The 16,501-nt window shown below is 44.6% G+C and carries 14 protein-coding genes; 5 read left to right on the forward strand and 9 right to left on the reverse strand.

What is annotated here, in order from left to right:
* Window positions 1–31: 31 nt before the first annotated feature.
* Both ACWYU8_RS05190 and trxC read right to left on the reverse strand, forming a co-directional pair.
* On the reverse strand, window positions 32–1,192 hold the full coding sequence (locus tag ACWYU8_RS05190; RefSeq protein ID WP_457517727.1) for an MFS transporter: 1,161 nt from the start codon (window positions 1,190–1,192) through the stop codon (window positions 32–34).
* 172 nt (window positions 1,193–1,364) lie between these two features.
* Entirely contained in the window at window positions 1,365–1,799 is a 435-nt protein-coding gene (gene trxC / locus ACWYU8_RS05195) for a thioredoxin TrxC (protein WP_457517728.1), read from the reverse strand.
* A gap of 167 nt (window positions 1,800–1,966) precedes the next feature.
* On the opposite strand from trxC, the gene ACWYU8_RS05200 reads away from it, so the two are divergent.
* The gene (locus ACWYU8_RS05200; RefSeq protein ID WP_457517730.1) at window positions 1,967–3,061 is read left to right on the forward strand and encodes a beta-ketoacyl-ACP synthase 3; all 1,095 of its coding nucleotides are present in this window, start codon (window positions 1,967–1,969) and stop codon (window positions 3,059–3,061) included.
* Window positions 3,062–3,348: 287 nt separating this feature from the next.
* Here ACWYU8_RS05200 and ACWYU8_RS05205 read toward each other — a convergent pair whose 3' ends face one another.
* The 5 genes from ACWYU8_RS05205 to ACWYU8_RS05225 form a co-directional block, all read right to left on the reverse strand.
* On the reverse strand, window positions 3,349–4,674 hold the full coding sequence (locus ACWYU8_RS05205; protein WP_457517732.1) for a DUF1501 domain-containing protein: 1,326 nt from the start codon (window positions 4,672–4,674) through the stop codon (window positions 3,349–3,351).
* Between the two features lie 9 nt (window positions 4,675–4,683).
* The gene (locus tag ACWYU8_RS05210) at window positions 4,684–6,243 is read right to left on the reverse strand and encodes a DUF1800 domain-containing protein (RefSeq protein ID WP_457517734.1); all 1,560 of its coding nucleotides are present in this window, start codon (window positions 6,241–6,243) and stop codon (window positions 4,684–4,686) included.
* Between the two features lie 278 nt (window positions 6,244–6,521).
* Window positions 6,522–7,784, reverse strand: a complete 1,263-nt coding sequence (locus tag ACWYU8_RS05215) for a hydroxymethylglutaryl-CoA reductase (protein ID WP_457517735.1) — start codon at window positions 7,782–7,784, stop codon at window positions 6,522–6,524.
* 195 nt (window positions 7,785–7,979) lie between these two features.
* Entirely contained in the window at window positions 7,980–8,810 is an 831-nt protein-coding gene (gene fdhD, locus ACWYU8_RS05220; RefSeq protein ID WP_457517736.1) for a formate dehydrogenase accessory sulfurtransferase FdhD, read from the reverse strand.
* A gap of 41 nt (window positions 8,811–8,851) precedes the next feature.
* Window positions 8,852–9,736, reverse strand: a complete 885-nt coding sequence (locus tag ACWYU8_RS05225; RefSeq protein ID WP_457517737.1) for a LysR family transcriptional regulator — start codon at window positions 9,734–9,736, stop codon at window positions 8,852–8,854.
* 635 nt (window positions 9,737–10,371) lie between these two features.
* On the opposite strand from ACWYU8_RS05225, the gene ACWYU8_RS05230 reads away from it, so the two are divergent.
* Window positions 10,372–12,696: an FdhF/YdeP family oxidoreductase gene (locus ACWYU8_RS05230; protein ID WP_457517738.1), complete on the forward strand. Its 2,325-nt coding sequence runs from the start codon at window positions 10,372–10,374 to the stop codon at window positions 12,694–12,696.
* 110 nt (window positions 12,697–12,806) lie between these two features.
* Here the strand turns inward: ACWYU8_RS05230 and ACWYU8_RS05235 are convergent, their stop codons facing one another.
* Window positions 12,807–14,510, reverse strand: coding sequence for an FAD-dependent oxidoreductase (locus ACWYU8_RS05235; protein ID WP_457517740.1), 1,704 nt, complete (start codon window positions 14,508–14,510; stop codon window positions 12,807–12,809).
* 71 nt (window positions 14,511–14,581) lie between these two features.
* The gene (locus ACWYU8_RS05240; protein WP_457517742.1) at window positions 14,582–14,767 is read right to left on the reverse strand and encodes a YgaP family membrane protein; all 186 of its coding nucleotides are present in this window, start codon (window positions 14,765–14,767) and stop codon (window positions 14,582–14,584) included.
* Window positions 14,768–14,944: 177 nt separating this feature from the next.
* Here ACWYU8_RS05240 and ACWYU8_RS05245 point away from each other — a divergent pair, with 177 nt between their 5' ends.
* The 3 genes from ACWYU8_RS05245 (at window position 14,945) to ACWYU8_RS05255 (ending at window position 16,498) form a co-directional block, all read left to right on the forward strand.
* On the forward strand, window positions 14,945–15,256 hold the full coding sequence (locus ACWYU8_RS05245; RefSeq protein ID WP_457517743.1) for a metalloregulator ArsR/SmtB family transcription factor: 312 nt from the start codon (window positions 14,945–14,947) through the stop codon (window positions 15,254–15,256).
* Between the two features lie 90 nt (window positions 15,257–15,346).
* Entirely contained in the window at window positions 15,347–15,778 is a 432-nt protein-coding gene (locus ACWYU8_RS05250; RefSeq protein ID WP_457517745.1) for a YeeE/YedE family protein, read from the forward strand.
* 264 nt (window positions 15,779–16,042) lie between these two features.
* Entirely contained in the window at window positions 16,043–16,498 is a 456-nt protein-coding gene (locus ACWYU8_RS05255; protein ID WP_457517746.1) for a DUF6691 family protein, read from the forward strand.
* Window positions 16,499–16,501 lie beyond the last annotated feature (3 nt).

The following is a 16,501-nucleotide window of genomic DNA, read 5'->3' on the forward strand; positions in this document are numbered from 1 at the left end:
GACGCTCTCGTTTCTAATCTGAAAAAGTTGCCTAAAGGCCAGCAGCCATCTGGTGTTTGGTTTTGCTTGCCGCGAGCAGCATATATATGCATGTGGCAACTAAAGTGGCAAACAGGTAACCGAGCAAACCGTGTAGCTGCCCCATAAAACTGTCTGCAATCACAGGTCCTGCAACTGACCCGATACTGTAACTAAAGAGCATGACTTGTGTCGCTGAGACAATAAAGCGCTCGTCTAGTCCTGCGCAACCAAGATTAATCGCGATAGGGTATAAGGCGAATGTCGCTGCGCCGATAAGGAAAAGCGAAACGGCCAACACAATATTCGACTGTGAAATAAGTGTCAGGCCAATAGAAAACATGCCTAACAGACAAAAGAACGCCATTAACACCGTACGGCTCATGTATTTATTCAACATAGTGACTAACGGTTGCACTGCCATCCCGCCCAGAATCACCAATGCCATCAAAGTTCCGATTTCTTGGTGGCTGATATGTCGGTTAACGAGTTCAAGTGGCATAAGGCCGTATATAGAACCGAGTGTTAACCCTGACACAATACAACCGATGATAGCTGCGTGATTAAGTTTCATGATCTGCTTAAACGACAACGCTGTTGATTCATGACTATTTGGCTGTTCACAATCGACAAACATAAGAACCAGAACCGCCATTAAGATCAGGGTTGTGATTGCAATGAAAGGAACGCTACCGCTAACGCCTAGCAAACCAATACCAAATTGACCTAATGCAGAACCACCGTATAGAGATAGCATGTACAAGCTTAGGCGTTTTGCTCTAGATGATTCATCTCCAGACATTAACCAAGACTCAACGATCACAAAAACGCCCGCTACGGTAATGCCAGCGATGAAACGTGCGAATAACCAGACTAAGCCGTTTGCGAATATAGGCAGAGCGATAATCGTGAGTGAGAAGCCGACTAAGCATCCAACAAACGCTTTTCTATGGCCAACAGAACGCACAACGCGTTCAAAAAATATCGCACCAATTAATAGACCAACGTAAAACACACTCGCTAACCAACTCGCATAGTCAGCTGAGATATTATATTCACCAAGCATAAGAGGGATGAGGCTCATTAAATAGCCTGAAGCCACTGCATATAAAGATAATGCAATGACAGGAACGGTAACTCTCGGTGAAGCCGGAGTAAAGGCTGTGTTTTCCACTGCTTTGCGCCTATTAGTTAGTTTTTCTGGGGGGATCGGGCGCGAATATGAGGCTAATCATCTGTTAAGTAAAATGATTAATTTGAGTCGTTTCGATAAATTATATTTATCGAATTGAAGGGGAATTTTGAAGCTAAAAAAAGCCAGCGAAATAACTAGCTGGCTTGATAAATTACTTAGTAAGTGCTTGGTTTAGCCACTGTTCAAACTGAGACTTAGGGAGTGCACCGTTGATCATATCAACACGCTGCCCATTTTTGAAAACCATGATGGTTGGGATACTACGAATACCAAATTGTGCTGCAAGCTGTTGTTGCGATTCGGTGTCAATTTTAACAAAACGAACCTTTCCTGATTGTTCTTCAGCGACATCAGAGAAAACTGGAGCAAAGCCTACGCATGGGTTACACCAAGGAGCCCAAAAGTCGACGACAACGGGTGTGGTGCTTTGCAATAGTGCAGAAAAATTATCCTGCGTACCTTCGATTGGCGCACCATCCAATAGTGAGCTTTTGCATTTTCCGCATGTTGCTGATTCAGCAACGCGTTCGTTTGGTACACGATTTAAACCGCCACAAGACGGACAGCGAGTTTTAAACGATGTCATGATTTATTCCTTTATTACAACTTTGTGATAACTTGACTTACCAGTCAGCTCCATAAAGCGTATAATTTCTTCTTTACTTTTGACTCGTCATTCACTGACAAGCCACTATTTGAACCTGTCTAGGTTCCAAGATATTCCATTAAATTACAACAATAAATAGGTCTGTGATGCCAAATTACTACGCTGAAATTACGGGTTGGGGGAAATGCATTCCGCCAACGGTGCTTTCTAACGATGATCTTAGCACTTTCCTTGATACTTCTGATGAGTGGATTCGAACTCGTACGGGTATCGAAAATCGCCGCATTAGTCATGTCAATACATCCGATATGGCAACCGTTGCCGCCAAACATGCACTGGCACGTGCAGGTATTGAGGCAAGTGAAGTTGATCTCATTATCGTTGCGACATGTTCTCCGGATTCCCTTATCCCAAATATCGCGTCTAAAGTTCAGCAAAATCTTGAGATCCGCGCTGCAGCTGCGTTCGACTTGAATGCCGCTTGTACTGGTTTTGTTTATGGTCTTGAAACGGGTACTCGCTTAATCCAGTCTGGCAATTACCGCCATGCAATCATCATTGGTGCGGAAAGACTGTCATTTTTCATCGATTGGGCAATGCGTGATACGGCAGTGTTGTTTGGCGATGGAGCTGGTGCCGTTGTCTTATCCCGAACAGAAAAAGAAACCGGACTACTACAATCTCAAATCGGATGTGATGCGAAAGGACGTGATATTCTTTCTGTACCGATGTTTGGTACCTCTATGGATCGCTTTGCTGAAGACAACGGATTCTGGGATTTCAACTTTGTCGGACAAGAGATCTTTAAACGAGCGGTAAAAGGCATGGGCCTCGCGGCGAAAAATGTTCTCAAAGCATCCCAGTTAACAACAGAAGAAATTGATGTTGTTATTCCGCATCAGGCTAATATCCGCATCATCCAGACGCTGTGTGACCTTTCTGGTATTCCACAAGAGAAAGCGTTTGTGAACATACATAAATATGGCAATACTTCGGCAGCAACAGTGCCGATTGCATTGTGTGAAGCGGTGGAGCAAGGTCGAGTTAAGCCGGGCGATAATCTACTACTCGCTGCGTTTGGTGCTGGTTTAACCTGGGGCGCTGCGACAATTAAATGGGGTGACCGAGTCACGCCTATCTCGGAAAGTGATGCGGTGCTGCCTGAATGTGACAAACCAGCGCTGGAACTGCTTGAGCGTGCAATCAAACTTTGTAACCAGCGTCGCCGCGACGAAGCGTAACCGAAGTAGAGTACCGTTATTTTAAGAAGGGAGCATGTTCGTTTAATGCCAATCGCTTAACGATTTTATCTGTGTCATTCCAGCGAGCTCAAGCGAGACTAGGAATCTAATAGCAGCGCGCTGAGCCGTTAATGTAATCATTTCGGTCATAAAGTGCGCGGAAATTCGATCCTGAATCACACTCCTTCGTCGTTGTTCAGGATGACTGGAGGGTTAAACATGCCGTTAGCTACTAAACAACGGCATTTAACGTGTTCGCTCCCTCCTTATTTCTGTTTATTTAAGTACTAAGTCATAAAACCTAGATTAGATTCAGCGAAGTTACGGATATTGGGGAAGACATATTCCAATGCTGCGTTGTCACTCACTCCCATCCATTGAGCTAATGTCGCTCCAACCTGGTCTGCTGCAATTTTAGGGATTAGCCGGCCTCTGGCATAGTCGTCTTCACCATCTAAAACCAACTCTGGCCACGTACCAATTCGTTGATTACCATTTACCGCTCCACCTATCAGCAATTGATGTCCGCCCCAACCGTGGTCCGTACCATTGCCGTTACTCGTCATACGTCGACCAAAGTCAGACATGGTAAAAGACGTCACATTCTTAGCCAGACCTAGCTTATCCACTGCTTGGTACATCGCATGTAAGTTCGTTGCCAGATCCTCTAACAATACCGGATGCCTGGTGAGTTGAGAGTCATGAAGATCATAGCCATTATGTTTTACAAAGAATATTTGTCGCTGTTGACGCAGTGCATTCTGGCTGGCGATTAGCTTAAACACCGTTTGCATCTGTTGCCCAAGCGTTGAAGTGGTAAAAAGTGGCGCGTTTTCTATTTGGTTGAGTTGTTCAGTCAATACTTTGCTCATCAGCATCGAGTCATTGAGCATCAGATTAAAGTGATGGCTAAATGGGTTATCCACACTGTGCAAGAGCACTTGATCGTAGATCTCTTTGTATTGTGGATTGTTTAACGCAGCGAGTTCAACGACGCGATCCTTTTTCAGTATAGTTTGGCGGTGCTCTGCCGACCTCAACCATAGCGATTCACCATGTACACTGTAAAGTGGTGCTATCTCAGCATTGGAAGTTAACACATCCAGCATACGCCCAGCCCAACCTAAATTGTGAGCGGCTTCCATTCCACCAAGTAACCAGGAATCTGTCTGGGAATTATGAGAAAAAAGCTGCTCTGGTAGTGGCAATGTTGCGGATTCTATATCTTGCTTAGTCAGTGGCTGATCGAGGATACCGCTATTAATAACGATGTTGGCATCGCCTTTTTCAAACAGAGGTGACAGCGCGGAAAGTTGAGGGTGTAAACCAATTGGGACTGAGTTACCCTGGGTGTCCAATACGTTCAGTCCAGTAGGCACGATCGACCCTTTCGCGACTGAAAGTGAACCTCTGACACTGGCGTACTGGTTATAGTGGAAATCTGATAGTGGTAAAAAGGTATTAATGGAATCGTTGCCACCCACTAAAAAAATACAGATTAATGCGCGGAAATCGTTACTCGGCGCCGCGAGTGTATAAGCCGGTAATCCAAGTGATGCCATCGCGCCAAGAGAAACCGTACCTTTTATAAAATTACGTCGTGAATGATCCATCGTTCACTCCTAATACTGAAGGTAAAATTCTTCGCCTGAAATGGCGGTGAAGAGTACCGTTGCGAGTTTAGCTTTTGGTACATAGTCGGATTTATAATCGTCTAGCACTTCAAGCATAAGTGCCATGAGCTCTGCTGAAGCAGTTCCTGCAAAAAAGCGCTCGTTGACCAATTCGACTAAGGCTTGGTGGTCGTCAATGAGAGAATAAAATTCGTCTAAGTTAAGGCTATAGGTGCTATCTCCTCCAGAACGAATACTGGTCAGCATGTAGTTCACAAGATCAGTGTACACCGACCAATCAAGTAATTGGGCTTCCGGCGATACCAGTGCTTGCTGCATAAACTCTTTAGACGGTTGATAGTCAGGAGAGTAAAAGTTGAATACGGAAGGTGAACGCAAGGGTCCTTGATTTGCGACATTCATAACGGTTGTTGCATCATCATATCTGACGCCCTTTAGCGTAAATCCCGCCGCTCGATGAAAATTAGTCAGAACTAAAATCGGTTCTTTCACTTTTTGAGGCTGATGTTTGATTGGCTTTCGGGCTTCATCATCCAACAGGATCGCTTTTATAACGGCACTTAAATCGCCTTTTACACCTTTACCATTGTCATTAAAAGTCGCAGCAACACGGCTAATGTAATCTGGGGTGGGATTGGAGGTGACGAATCGTTGGATCAGAAACTTAGAAACAAAAGGCGCAATATTAGGGTGGGACATCAATATGTCGATGACCTTTGTGAGTTCTTCTTCACCCGTTAACCCTGCAGGTATGGTCGTACCCAAGAACACTTTTTCACCAGAATCATGCAGACTATTGACGACTTGCATTGGCTCTACAAATTCAAGATCGGCGTTTTTCCAACCCGTTAGAGCACGAGCCAATTCCTGAATATCGTTTTGGCTGTAAGTGGGCAAGGGGATTCCCGTACGATCATCTTGTTTTTTGCTGCCATCAAGGTTGAGTTGATAAAGGCCGAGAGTGAATAGCTGTACTAATTCTCTGGCAAAGTTTTCATCTGGCAGTGCTCCTGTGGCGGGATTTTCCTTCGCACTCCCCATCATTGATAAGTAGTTTCCCATAACGGGATGAGTCGCAATGTCAAATAACAGATCCCGATAATTTCCAAATGCGTGTTCAATCAACATGTCGTAGTAATTCACTAAACCAGCCGGTTTGCTGGATAGCACACCACCGTAACGTGAAACCACTAGTATTTGGCTAAGTGCAAATGCCATGCGTTGCCTGAGCTGATCATCCGCCGTAATCACCGTTTGATACCACGCATTTTCACGGTTAGCTTGTGCGCCCTTGGCAAAAGGGGTGTTATAGAGAGGTTGGTGATAAGTAGGAGGAAGAAGTATCTGCTTGGTTATCCAATCTTCAATACCCAGGCGTTCGACGCTCTTTTGTAGTATCGGTGTTGGGCCAAAAGTTGTTTGGTAGAGAATACGCGCTATCTCATCCGAATCATCATCTCCTGCATAGACGGGCTGAACCAAGCACAATAGTGCGGTTAAGAACCCTAGTAACCAATAAAATATTCCATTATTTTTCAGACGTATCATCGTTGACTCGCTTACCGAAGGAAGGACTTTAAGCTTATATAAAGGTTAAAAAATCAAACAACTGCTGTGCGAGTATAGAGGGAAGAAATGACCCAGAAAAAGTAGGCAGGATGAAATTAGTACTATTTTAGTAATTGAGGGCGCGCAGTCTTAAATGAGTAGAGAATTGAATTGTGTCAGCAAGAAATTGAAGAAACGATGACGAGAAGTGCATGTCACGTTTAGAGCAAACAAACATCAGAGAAAACGCTGAGATGGTTCCCTCTGATGTGTCGGTTTTAATTTCTGGCCAGTTTATGATGCGCACGGGAGAAATGGTCTGCACAAAATGCTCCGACAATCGACAATTCGCCAGCCAGACACAAGGCTGCGGTCACTTCTGCCAGCGCTTTGGCCTTGCCATTTCCGTGTAATCCGAGGATATCTAAGCATGCTTTTTGTGTGGGTAATCCGGTACCACCACCGACGGTCCCTACCATGATGTTCGGTAACGTCACACAAGCGTACAGATTGCCTAGTGGATCGACGTCCATTCGAGTGATACCAATTGCTGATTCTGCCACGCAGGCGGCGTCCTGACCGCAGGCAATATAGAGTGCAGCTAGGGCATTGGCATAATGCGCATTGACGCCAATTGAGCCACTCATCAAACCACCTATGGTTGTCATCTTGCCAAACTTAACCATAGACTCTGGGGTCGTGTGCAGGTGTTTCTCAACCAATTCTGCAGAAATAGTTACCTCGGCTGAGACCTTTTTTCCTCGTACAGAACGCATGGTATGGGCGTTAGGCTTTTTATCACCAGAAAGATTACCATCAAGGAACGCATCGACAGGCTTAACCGGACTTACAGCTAAAATGTGGTGGAACACTTGATTAGTCGCAATGGTCACCATGTTCTGACCAGACGCATCACCGGTGACATACTCGAAAACCAAATAGACGTGGTTACCTTCGATATTGATGTTGATGTCTTTAAGTTTTCCGTGCGATGTCGTTGACTCTGCGATATGGCGAAAGGTTTCAAATTGGGTCGTGACCCAACCGACAAACTGACCCGCTTCCGCTAAGTTATTAAAGGCAAAAACAGGAGTGCGGCTCACTCCTTCACTCAATAATAATGCGCTTGCACCACCAGCAGCAGTTATCAGATTCGCCCCCCGGTTGTAAGAAGCCACTAAAGCAGCTTCTGTTGTCGCAAGTGGGATCAAAAAATCGTCGTTTGCGTAGAGGCCATTCACTCTTAGAGGGCCAGCGATGCCGACAGGAACATTTACCGTACCGATGAAGTGTTCGATGTTGTTGGAGTAAGACTCACAATGATCCTGAGTAAAAGGATCGAGCAGAAGATCTTTGTCTGTGCTTTGTTCCAAGACTTGCCAGCGGCGTGACAAATGCTTGTCCGACAAACCCGGGCTCAAGCAGATACGTTTCTCGGATTTGTGAAACTTCGGTTCTAATGCCGATTGAATTTTACTGCGGGTCTCAATACAAGAAAGAGCGGAGTTTTGGGCGGTATTGTCTAAGTTTAACTTCGGCATACAAACGTTCACTGAAAAATCGAACCAGAGATTGTAGTGATTGCTGCCTTTATTACAATGCTGATCATACGTTTTGCAACATATATCGCGATAATATACGCCGATATTGGGCTAATTTGATATTTTGAGGCGTAAATCTCACACAGATATGATTATCCACCGCTAATTTTGTCAAAAGCACTACCCAAACTCGTGTTAAGGCGCTGGACTATAAAGCCTTGGCGCCCCATGCTTTGGCAAGTGAATCAGATTAAGGTGATTTCTTCTTGCCCATTCTACCGTCAGGGCGGTTGGTGCTGAAAGGCAAACGAGAGTCGGAATACGTGCCCGCACGGCTTTGTGTATCAGCTCTAAACTGCAACGGCTGGTCATAATGGCAAAGCCACTTTGTGGTTCAATGCCGTTATTGGCTAAAGCTCCAATCAGTTTATCTAATGCGTTGTGGCGCCCGATATCTTCACGACACGCAACGATATTACCTTGTAGATCGGCGAACAGTGCGGCGTGGAGTGCCCCAGATTCACGAGCCGCATTTTGATGTAGAGCGACTTCTTCTCTTAATCCTTCAAATGCGCTTGGGCGAGGAGGGAGGGAAGGTGTCAGTGGTTCTAAATCGGGCAGTGCTTGCTCTAAGGCTTCTACGCCACATATGCCGCAACCGGTTGTACCCGCTAGGTTTCTGCGTTGCGTTTTTAATGCCCAGAACGCTCGGTTGCTGATTTCGATTTCGGCGTAGTGAGATTCTTTATCTCCGCCAATTTCAATATCTTTGATCTCTTTAAAATCATTGATGATTCCAGTACTAAGACTGAAACCCTTGACGAAATCTTCTAAGTGACCAGGCGTCACCATCATCACTGCCTGACTGATACCGTTGTAACTGATCGCAAGGGCAGATTCACTGGCCAGCGGTGTCTGTTGTAAGGGACGGCCATCAATCATTTCGCGATAGTTGAATGCGCTCGGCTGAGGAGGTGCCTGATTGAAATCAGACAGTTCAAAATAAGATTGAGTGGTACATCTCATGAATTCACCTCATAAGCCTTGCTATAACTGGCCTGTGTTGATTATTGATTAAATATGGTTTTAGCTTGAGAAAAGCACTGATCGGTTAGCGCTGAGAAAGGTTCTTGCTTCCGCTTTAATAAACCTAAAGGTGCGTTAACGACGGCATCTTCTATCGGAATAATTCTCAGTGTGTCATTCAACTCTTCAAGACCGCAGTTCAGGGGCATGATGGCGCAGCATAGGCCACTGGTCACAGCCTGCACCAAGTGAAATGTGGAATTGCTTTCAATGACTGTCTGTGGAACCAGACCTTTACTTATAAAACTGATATCGATCGAGTGACGATAATGCATACCTTTTGATAGCAAACCGAGCGGAATATTATTCAGTGATTCCCATAGCACTTCGCTTTCTGCAAAATCAAAATGGCGCTCATCGAACAGTACGCCGAGTTTAGTTGAATTCAATTCAATGATATCGAAGTAGGTAGTATTCACTTGATCGACATAGCACATACCCAGATCAAGTTGGTTACGATTGAGCTGGTCTATGATCTGTTCTGTTGTCATCGACAGGATCTGAAATCGTAATTCCGGAAACGCTTGAGCGAGTGGCTTAAGGAGTTGCATCGGGTTTTGACTTGCCAGAGGCACCATTCCTAATCTGAGGGAACCCACTAACTGTCCACGGCAGTTTGCGGCTTCCGCTTGCAACCCATCGTGTGCGGCTAATACCGTTTTTGCCCACGCTAAAATTCGTTCGCCAGCTTCTGTAAATCCTTCAAATCTTTGACTTCTCTGGATTAACTCTAAGTCTAGTTCTTCTTCTAAACTTCTTATTCTCATCGAGAGAGTCGGCTGTGTAATGTGACATAATGCAGCAGCCTGACCAAAGTGTTTAGTTTGCTCAAGCGCGATTAAATATTTCAGCTGTTTTATATCCATTAAACCTTGCCTTGTGAGTCACAGATACGTGCAGTTAGTTCATTGGGAGGAAGCAAATTCGTATTTTCATTACTTTAAAATTCGATTTAAAGAGTTACATTCCAAGTAAGTCAAGAGCAGAACTGCATATAAAATTGATCTGAATCAAGGCTATTCCTGAATCTTTACGAGGTCAAATTTAAACTATCTATAGTGTGATAGAGGTTGTCTATTGCATTTTAGACCGGTTTTATTGATGTCCTTCACCTCGACTTGGTGTTAACTCTCAATATGTGAATATTCTGATAAGTAAAATTGATTGAAAATGTGACACGAACCTAATTAATACTGCAGTAATAGATTTTATCTATCACTCGGTCAGGGATATCAATTGGACGCATAATAAATAACGCCTTAACCTTTGATTTAGATCAACACGCAACATTAAAGATTGTGTCTGAAAGTCTTAAAGCAGTAGACGGGTATCAGAACGGTTATCAATCAGGACAAGTAAATACTAAGGCTGAATCGAATCAGAGTATTCACTTGTCTTGATTGGAAAACGCCCCTTCATTACTTCCGCATTATTTATATAACGCGCTTGTTTCTAAGGGCAACCTGTTTGCTGTTGTTCCTAGTATGCGAGGAGTAAAGTCGTGAACCAAAAAGAGAAGATAAAAGAATATAAAGGCCCAGCTGGCGGTTGGGGAGCACTCAAAGCAGTGACAAGAAGCTGGTGGGGAAGTGAAAATGCGGTCAAAAATATCCGCACTATGCTTAAAACTAACCAAAATGGCGGATTTGACTGTCCGGGATGTGCATGGGGAGAATCTCCAGACGCCGGTAAAGTTAACTTCTGCGAAAATGGTGCGAAGGCGGTAAACTGGGAAGCGACTAATCGTTTAGTGGACCCGGAATTCTTTGCTAACCACAGCGTATCTTCTCTCTCTACACAAACTGATTACTGGCTCGAGTACCAGGGTCGTATCACGCATCCAATGAGATATGATGCAGAGTCTGATCATTATGTTCCGGTCTCTTGGGACGAGGCATTTGAGCTGGTGGCTAAACACCTCAATGATCTTGATTCTCCACACCAGGCTGAGTTTTACACCTCGGGTCGCGCCAGTAACGAAGCGGCTTTCCTGTATCAGCTATTTGTTCGAGCCTTTGGTACAAATAATTTCCCTGACTGTTCAAATATGTGCCATGAAGCCAGTGCGATTGGTATGAAAGACACGATTGGTGTAGGCAAAGGTACGGTTATCTTTGACGATTTTGAGGAAGCGGATGCTATCTTCGTTATAGGTCAGAATCCAGGAACCAACCATCCACGTATGTTAGAGCCTTTGCGTGAAGCGGTTAAGCGCGGTGCACAAGTGATTTGTTTTAACCCGCTAAAAGAGCGCGGTTTGGAGCGTTTCCAAAACCCACAAATGCCAATCGAAATGCTTAGTAACGGTTCTGAGCCAACCAATACTGCGTATTTGCGTCCGGCGCTTGGTGGGGATATGGCGGTATTCCGTGGTATTGCTAAATACTTATTGCAATGGGAGCGTGAAGCTCTAGAAACGGGTGGCGAAGCAGTATTTGATCGTGAGTTTATTCAACAGCACACAACAGGTATTGATGATTATTTGGCAGAACTGGATGCAACATCCTGGGAACATATTGCGGAGCAATCTGGCTTAGACCTGAGTGAAATTGAAACGGTTGCTCGCATGTATCGACGTGCTGAGCGTGTGATCATGTGTTGGGCAATGGGCTTAACTCAGCATCGCCACTCTGTACCGACGATTAAAGAAGTCGCTAATGTGCAAATGTTACGAGGTAACGTTGGTAAGTCAGGCGCTGGACTTTCACCTGTGCGTGGCCACAGTAACGTTCAAGGCGACAGAACAATGGGCATTGATGAGAAGCCTTCTGATCTATTGCTAGATAGCATTGAGCGTCGATTTAACTTTGAAGTTCCTCGTGGTGTCGGACACAACACCATTCAGGCGATTAAAGCGATGGAAGAAGGGCAATCGAAAGTGTTTATCGGTTTAGGCGGGAACTTTGCTCAAGCGACGCCTGATACAGAACGCACTCACAATGCGATGCGAAACTGTAACCTTACCGTACATATTTCAACTAAGCTGAATCGTTCGCACTTAGTAACGGGCAAAGACGCGCTGATTCTTCCTTGTTTAGGACGCACTGAGATCGACACTCAAGTGAATGGTCCACAAGGGGTAACCGTAGAAGATACATTCAGCATGGTGCACATTTCATATGGTCAGTTGAAACCTCGCTCTCAAGCCCTACGTTCAGAGCCAGCAATCATTGCTGGTATCGCGAACGCGACGTTAGGCGCTCATCCAATTGATTGGAATTGGTCAATAGAAGACTATGATCGTATTCGCGATCTTATCGCCGACACGATCCCTGGTTTTACGAACTTTAACCAAAAGATTAAAAATCCGGGTGGCTTCCATTTGGTCAATCCAGCGGCAGAGCGCAGATGGAATACGCAAAGTGGAAAGGCTCAGTTTAGCAACAGTGAACTGCCAAAACAGTTGCTTAGTGAGGCTTTGCTTGAGAAGGGAGAAAAGCCAGATTTAATCTTGCAAACTATGCGTTCACACGACCAATACAATACGACACTTTATGGTTTGAATGACCGTTACCGCGGCGTATTTGGTATGCGCGAAGTGTTGTTTATCAACGAATCAGACATCAAGAAACTTGGGTTTGAACCGGGTGATAAAGTCGATATGGTTTCACTGTGGGAAGATGGGGTAGAACGCCGTGTTAGTGGTTTCACTCTGGTGTCTTATGATGTACCAGCGGGTCAGGCAGCCGCTTATTACCCTGAAACCAACCCATTAGTCCCATTGGACAGCTATGGTGACAGAACATTTACACCAACATCCAAGTTTATAGCTATCAAGCTAGAAAAATCGACATCAGATAAGATAGCTCTGGTAGCAGCAGAATAGTTAACGGACATCGCGCTACAAAAATCGGGATAAGAAAAAACGGCTGATAGACACTATCAGCCGTTTTATTTTTTATTTATTAACAGCCGACTGCTAATTCATTCTCTCAATTACGCTTTCGCGAACTTGTAAGTGCGGTAACCACCAATCAGGTTACGTGCTTTAAAGCCATTGTTGACGAGCTGACGATAGGCAACGTTACCACGCAGGCCAACTTGACAGTAAATCACAATCTCTTTGTCTTTTGGTAATTCGTCCATACGGTGACGTAATTGATCGACAGGAATGTTAATCGCATCCTTAATAAAGCCGACGCTTTCTAGCTCACCTGGGTTACGTACATCGAGTAACACTTGGTCATCAGTTAATGAATCCATTTCATCATAATGAATTGCAGTTGCGTCACCTTTGATGATGTTGTTTGCGACAAACGCAGCTTGGTTGATCACATCTTTTGCACTGCCGTACGGTGGCGCGTACGTCAATTCTAAGTGTTGTAGCTGCTCAACAGTCATACCTGCGCGCTGAGCAACGGCCATGACGTCGATACGTTTATCGATGCCGTCTTTACCAACGGCCTGAGCGCCTAAAATCTTGCCTGATTTTGGATCGAACAACATTTTAAATGACACGACTTCTGCGCCAGGGTAGTAACTCGCGTGGCTTGCCGTGTGTACGTAGACTTTTTCGTAGTCAATACCCGCACGTTTTAGCTGTTTCTCGTTCTTACCCGTTGAAGCCACAGCAAGGTCAAAGATCTTACAAATCGCAGTACCTTGTGTGCCTTGATACATCTCTTTGCGACCTAGCATGTTGTCTGCTGCCATTCGGCCTTGACGGTTTGCCGGGCCAGCCAGAGGTACCAATGTTTGTTCGCCTGTAACAAAATCTCTTTCTTCTACCGCGTCACCAACTGCATAAATCGATGGATCACTGGTTTGCATATATTCATTGGTGTAGATACCACCTAGAGCACCGATTTTTAAGCCAGCTTCTTTTGCCAATTTCGTTTCCGGACGGACACCAATTGCCATAATAAGAATATCGGTCGTGAGCTTTTCACCGTTATTAAGCGTTAGCTCCAATTCACCTTCTAAGTGTTGGTGCTTTTCGCTTTCACCAGCGTCGACGCTTGCCACATGCTCGTTAGGTATGAACTGAACAGATTCAAGAGCCACACCCAGTTTCAGGTCAATGCCTTTTTGACGAATCTCAGCGTGAGCAAAACCTGCCATTTCTCGGTCAACAGGCGTCATGACCTGGTCAGCCATTTCAATCAGCGAAGTTTTGATACCTAACTGATGGAAGGCTTCCATCATCTCTAACCCAATGAAGCCGCCGCCCACGACAGTCGCGTGTTCAGGTTTGTTCATGTGGATCGTTTCAATGATGCGATCCATATCGGGGATATTACGTAGCGAGTGAGTGAGATGGTTATCAAGACCAGGAATTGGAGGAACAATAGGGCCTGCACCTGGGCTAAGTAGTAAGAAATCGTAAGATTCCTCGTATTCTGAGCCATCCAGAAGATTTTGAATTGTGACCGTTTTGTTTTGACGGTTTACCGATACCACTTCGTTCATGACACGAACATCAACGTTGAAGCGTGCAAGAAAGCTTTCTGGTGTTTGTAATAACAGTTTGCTGCGATCCTGTATATCGCCACCAATGTGATATGGCAAGCCGCAGTTAGCAAAAGAAACGAATGGGCCACGTTCAAACATGATAATTTCTGCGTCTTCACTCAGACGACGAGCACGCGCTGCTGCAGATGCGCCACCAGCGACACCACCGACGATCAAAATTTTAGTCATTATTAACTCCAAGTTTTGAGATGAGCTGACTCCTATTGTAGAGCCAGCTCGAGAATTCCGTGTGAACTAGGTTATCTAAATCCTAATTTCTTTAACATAAATGCCGCAGGGCAGATTCCGGTATAAGCACTTTGTATTAGATTTACGCCAATAAAGACAGTGAACCACATGAAGTAACTGTGGACGTATACGGTGAGCAAGACCGAAACCAAAACCATAATGCCAGCAAAGACTCGTACAGCATTTTCTAACGTCATACCTCTTCTCCTTAGAACTGTTGTTCTGAAACAGCCATCCTTTATTAAAATCACTATAAACATCTAAATTAGATATGTCTAATGTTAATTTGCCTAAATTCACAATTACTAATTTAGTGTTGACTAAATACTGTTTTTTAGTAATATCTAATTTAGTTTTTTATGTAGAGGTGAGTCATGAGCTATACAGCAATGGACGTAGCGGAAATGAAAGGCAACGCAATTGAAGCCGCAGATCTACTTAAAGTGATGGCGCACCCAGAAAGACTGATGGTTCTTTGTCAGCTAACTCAAGGTGAAGTTGGGGTAGGTGAGTTACAAAAACACTCTTTTCTGAGCCAGTCAGCCTTTTCGCAGCATTTAACCGTGTTGCGTAAGCACAACTTAATCAGCGCACGGAAGTCATCACAGCAGGTATTTTACTCGTTGGCTGAACCGAGAGTTGAGTCATTAATTAAAGCACTGCATGGCGTTTTTTGTGGTGAGTAACAACTTGCCCTAATCCGTGCTTATCGCTTAGTTAAATCAGATAAATTAACTAACAAGGGTCAACTGGCTCGAAAACTACAGAGGTAAATAATGTTAGACGTTATTCCATGGGAATCGTTGTTTGGTGGCATTTTATTGGGAATCTCAGCCACTATTTTATTGTTGGTAAACGGCAAAATTGCCGGAATAAGTGGAATTATGAATGGCATTATGTCACCTCAGAAAGGTGACTATTCATGGCGACTTCTATTTGTAGTCGGCATGATTGCAGGTGGACTTGTTAGTGTTTTATTGCTCGGCGTAGCAGTACCAAGTACAGCAAATCTGTCTGTCGGTTTGGTGCTAGCGGCTGGCTTACTTGTTGGTATCGGAACCAGACTAGGTAACGGATGTACCAGTGGTCATGGCATTTGTGGCATCGGGCGTTTGTCTAAGCGCTCTATCGTTGCAACATGTGTTTTTATGGCTGTTGCTGGCTTAACCGTTTTTGTTCGACTTCACTTAGGGTCTGTTGACCTTTAGAGCTGATTTTTGCAGCGTTTGTGGGGCCTTTATACAAGGCAGAGGATTTGAAGTGTAGTTCTACTACCTGAAAAGCCGATAACGCGGTAGAAAGGCTCCACAAACGCTGCCCGAAGGGTTCGGCTAAAAGCGTTTTACTCTTTGTTGAGAGGTATTTTGCTTAGAATGACTAGGCTACAAACCTCTCGCCGCGATTAAAACGCTTTTATCGCGAACAAAATTTAACCTCGAAAGGTTAACAGACCCTTATATAAGAGAGATTCCATGAACAACACTATTTTTCGTATTGCTGCGCTTGTAAGCGGTATTTTATTTGGGTTGGGTATGGCCGTTTCTGGCATGATCGATCCCGACAAAGTCATTGGATTTTTAGATATTTCTGGAAACTGGGATCCAAGTTTAGCTTTTGTGATGGGTGGCGCACTGGCTGTGTTTATGCCAAGCTATTTTTTAATCATCAAGCCGAGAAAACAATCAGTTAGCGGTGCAGAAATGTGTACACCGACTAACACTAAAATCGATGCTCGATTGTTGTCTGGTGCTGCCATCTTCGGTTTAGGTTGGGGGTTGGCAGGAATCTGTCCTGGCCCTGCAGTGGCAAGCCTGGCTTTAGGTAATGTAAGTATTGTTCTGTTCTTTGTTGCGATGCTAGCAGGGTCGATATTTGCGAAACTGTTGATTAACTCTCGTGAAGAGAAAATGAAAACAGCCAAAGCATAGTTT

Source organism: Vibrio limimangrovi, assembly GCF_054064025.1.

Bases quoted from the DNA above. Each gene is read 5' to 3' on its own strand.
- trxC (WP_457517728.1), bottom strand. From the start codon at position 1,799: ATGACATCGTTTAAAACTCGCTGTCCGTCTTGTGGCGGTTTAAATCGT.
- ACWYU8_RS05200 (WP_457517730.1), top strand. From the start codon at position 1,967: ATGCCAAATTACTACGCTGAAATTACGGGTTGGGGGAAATGCATTCCG.
- ACWYU8_RS05205 (WP_457517732.1), bottom strand. From the start codon at position 4,674: ATGGATCATTCACGACGTAATTTTATAAAAGGTACGGTTTCTCTTGGC.
- ACWYU8_RS05210 (WP_457517734.1), bottom strand. From the start codon at position 6,243: ATGATACGTCTGAAAAATAATGGAATATTTTATTGGTTACTAGGGTTC.
- ACWYU8_RS05215 (WP_457517735.1), bottom strand. From the start codon at position 7,784: ATGCCGAAGTTAAACTTAGACAATACCGCCCAAAACTCCGCTCTTTCT.
- fdhD (WP_457517736.1), bottom strand. From the start codon at position 8,810: ATGAGATGTACCACTCAATCTTATTTTGAACTGTCTGATTTCAATCAG.
- ACWYU8_RS05225 (WP_457517737.1), bottom strand. From the start codon at position 9,736: ATGGATATAAAACAGCTGAAATATTTAATCGCGCTTGAGCAAACTAAA.
- ACWYU8_RS05235 (WP_457517740.1), bottom strand. From the start codon at position 14,510: ATGACTAAAATTTTGATCGTCGGTGGTGTCGCTGGTGGCGCATCTGCA.
- ACWYU8_RS05240 (WP_457517742.1), bottom strand. From the start codon at position 14,767: ATGACGTTAGAAAATGCTGTACGAGTCTTTGCTGGCATTATGGTTTTG.
- ACWYU8_RS05245 (WP_457517743.1), top strand. From the start codon at position 14,945: ATGAGCTATACAGCAATGGACGTAGCGGAAATGAAAGGCAACGCAATT.
- ACWYU8_RS05250 (WP_457517745.1), top strand. From the start codon at position 15,347: ATGTTAGACGTTATTCCATGGGAATCGTTGTTTGGTGGCATTTTATTG.
- ACWYU8_RS05255 (WP_457517746.1), top strand. From the start codon at position 16,043: ATGAACAACACTATTTTTCGTATTGCTGCGCTTGTAAGCGGTATTTTA.